The organism is Bradyrhizobium sp. UFLA01-814, from assembly GCF_046718885.1.
In the GTDB taxonomy this organism is placed as follows: domain Bacteria; phylum Pseudomonadota; class Alphaproteobacteria; order Rhizobiales; family Xanthobacteraceae; genus Bradyrhizobium; species Bradyrhizobium elkanii.
This window is the reverse complement of sequence record NZ_JAQOSR010000380.1, coordinates 1-668: the sequence shown is the minus strand read 5'-3', so window position 1 is coordinate 668 and position 668 is coordinate 1. Positions and strand designations below refer to the sequence as shown.

The following is a 668-nucleotide window of genomic DNA, read 5'->3' as shown; positions in this document are numbered from 1 at the left end:
GCGCGTGCGCTCGGCCTCACCTCACGCCATCTCGCCTATGTGATCTACACCTCCGGATCAACAGGCACCCCCAAGGGGGTCATGGTTGAGCATCGCGGAGTGGTGCGTCTGGTGGCGGAGAACGATTTCGTCGAGATCTCGCCGCAGGACGTTTTCCTCAACGCTTCCTCGCCGACATTCGATGCGACCACGTTCGAAGTCTGGGGAGCCTTGGCGAACGGCGCCAGTGTTGTGCTTTATCCTGAACGCTATCTCTCGACGGCAACGCTGGCCCGGATCATCCAAGACCGAGGCATCACTATCGCTTGGATGACTGCGCGGTTGTTCGACGTCTATGTCGGGGAGGGGCGGAGCACCAGTGGGCTGCAGCAACTGCTGGTCGGGGGCGAAGAGGTCTCAGCCAGTTCCATCAGAGCATGTCAGAAGCGACATCCGACGCTGCGAATCTCAAATGGCTACGGTCCGACAGAGAACACCACCTTCAGTCTCTGCTACCTGGCGCCTGCTGGCTTCGATGGCCAGCAGCGGGTGCCACTGGGACGACCAATCCGGAATTCGGTGGTCTATCTGCTGGACGGTCATGGCGGGCTGGTGCCGTTTGGCGCGGTGGGGGAGCTCTACGTCGGCGGCTGTCTCTTATACACATCTGACGCTGCCGACGACCATGG

The 668-nt window shown here is 61.2% G+C and carries 1 protein-coding gene; it reads left to right on the top strand.

The features are described 5' to 3' along the window. The coding region (locus tag PMN64_RS42925; protein WP_411785130.1) for an AMP-binding protein at positions 1-668 on the top strand (668 nt) is incomplete at both ends.